This is a genomic window from Methylobacterium goesingense, assembly GCF_022179225.1.
Taxonomy (GTDB): Bacteria; Pseudomonadota; Alphaproteobacteria; order Rhizobiales; family Beijerinckiaceae; genus Methylobacterium; species Methylobacterium goesingense.
The window spans coordinates 1-2,043 of the sequence record NZ_BPQL01000228.1 but is presented as its reverse complement, the minus strand read 5'-3'; the positions used below and the strand labels follow the sequence as shown (position 1 = coordinate 2,043).

At 70.8% G+C, this 2,043-nt stretch carries 3 protein-coding genes; 2 read left to right on the top strand and 1 reads right to left on the bottom strand.

Going from position 1 to position 2,043, the window contains the following annotated elements:
• Both MFF30_RS25385 and atpC read left to right on the top strand, forming a co-directional pair.
• Window positions 1-209 (top strand): hypothetical protein (locus MFF30_RS25385; protein ID WP_238283004.1); only part of this gene is annotated, 209 nt, incomplete at its 5' end.
• An 82-nt stretch (window positions 210-291) separates the two neighbouring features.
• On the top strand, window positions 292-693 hold the full coding sequence (atpC, locus tag MFF30_RS25380; protein WP_238283003.1) for an ATP synthase F1 subunit epsilon: 402 nt from the start codon (window positions 292-294) through the stop codon (window positions 691-693).
• 19 nt (window positions 694-712) lie between these two features.
• Here atpC and MFF30_RS25375 read toward each other — a convergent pair whose 3' ends face one another.
• Entirely contained in the window at window positions 713-1,951 is a 1,239-nt protein-coding gene (locus MFF30_RS25375) for a CCA tRNA nucleotidyltransferase (RefSeq protein WP_238283002.1), read from the bottom strand.
• Window positions 1,952-2,043 lie beyond the last annotated feature (92 nt).

Genomic DNA, 2,043 nt, shown 5'->3' with positions numbered 1-2,043 from the left:
TCGGCGGCCTCGGGCCGGGTGAGGTACCCGGCGAGGCCACCGAGATCAAGATCGGCTCGTTCAGCCTCGAGGTTCAGGGGGATTCGCCGGCGGGAACCCGCAGCGGCTCCCTGACCACGGGCCAGACGCAGCATATCGGCATCTTCGCCGTCATCGGCGCGGTGCTGGGCCTCGGGATCGGCTTCGTCGCCGATCGCCGCCGGGCCTGACGACCAACACGACGGCGCGCGCCTTCCGGGGCCGGCGCGCCGTCACCCCGTACAGACACCCCGAGCCGGGATCCTCGACCTCATGGCCACCTTCCAGTTCGATTTCGTCGGCCCCGAGCGGACGCTGTATTCCGGTCCGATCGAGGCCGTGCAACTGCCCGGCATCGAGGGCGAGATGACCGTGCTCCCGGGCCACGCCCCCGTGCTCACCGCACTCAAGGTCGGCGTCATCGTGATCAACGAGGCCGGTCACACCGGCAAGCGCGTCCTTGTCCGTGGCGGCTTCGCCGATATCGGTCCGACCGCCGTCACGGTCATCGCCGAGCGCGCAAACCCCTTCGAGGAAATCACCCAGGAATCCCTGGACCGCGACATCGAGGCGGTCGAGCTGCTGCGCGACGCCACCGAAGACTTCGCCAAGAAAGACGAGCTCACCGGCCAGATCGTCCAGCTTCGCGACGCCAAGGTCGCGCTCAACTTCTGAGCCGACCGGCTTCGAGACCCTATTCGGTCGCGCGCTCGAGCAGCGTCTCGCGCGCGGCCGCATCCTCCGGGCAGCCGAGCGCCAGCCACATTGCCCGCGCCCGAGCGAGCCTGCGACCGATCTCCGGACCAGCCCGAACGCCCCGCGCCACCAGATCGGCGCCCGCGAGGGGAAACGTCGGCGCCGCGACGCGGCCACGCACCAAATCATCGAGATAGAGATCCGCCTCGGTCGATAGGACCGGATGCGGTTCTGTACGGGTTGCGATACGCGCGATCCCGAGGGCCCGCCCGTCGTGGCTGGCGGCCAGCCGGCGCATCTCCAGGGCGTCGATCGCGGCACGTCCGTGCAGGGCACCGAGCGCACGCCCATAGGCCACGAGCGCCGCGCGCTCGGCCTTCGACAGCCGCAGCCTCACGTCCAGCCGCTCCGCATCCGCATCGGACCAGATCGCCAACGCCGCCAGCCGCTCGATCGCCGACGTCTCCAGGCCGTCCACGAGGGCGCGGAGGAAGCGGCTGTGGTCGCCAAGGCCGCCGATCAGCCGCATCAGCAGCCCGGTCTCGCTCAAAGTCTCGATGGCGGCGGGTGCCCCCGGAGCCAGCAGCAGCTTGAGGATCTCCGCCCGGATGCGCTCGCGCGAGAGGCCGTCCAGGGCGTCCCGGGCGGCGATGCAGGCGGACAACCCCTCCGGATCGGGCGATCCTGCTCCATAGCGGGCATGAAACCGGAAGAACCGCAGGATGCGCAGGGCGTCCTCGCGGATGCGCGTCCGGGCCTCGCCGATGAAGCGGACACGCCCCGCCCGCAGGTCCTCGACCCCGTCGGTGGTGTCATGGAGGGTCCCATCGGGCGCGAGCGAGAGCGCGTTGATGGTGAAGTCGCGGCGCTCGGCATCGAGGGCGAAGTCGCGGCCAAACCGCACGATCGCGTGGCGCCCGTCGGTCTCCACGTCCTCCCGCAGGGTCGTCACCTCGAAGGTGGCGTCGTTCGCCAGCAGCGTGACGGTGCCGTGCTCGATCCCGGTCGGGATGGCGCGTAGGCCCGCCTTTCTGGCGTGCGTGATCACCGCCTCCGGCAGCAGCGTCGTGGTCAGGTCGATGTCGTCGCTGGTGCGCCCGAGCAGGGCGTCGCGTACGCAGCCGCCGACGAGCCGGGTCGTCTCACCCTCCGCGTCCAGGGCCGCGAGGACCCGTCGCAGGCCTGGCCTGTCGAGGAGGCGGGCCAGACCCGATACCGCGAGGACGTGTCCGCTCACAGGAAGCGTCCGGGCACGACCTGTCCGTTCTCCAGGTGCGGCGGCACGTAGCCACCGCGATGACGCTCGCTGAAGAGTCCCGTCGCCACCAG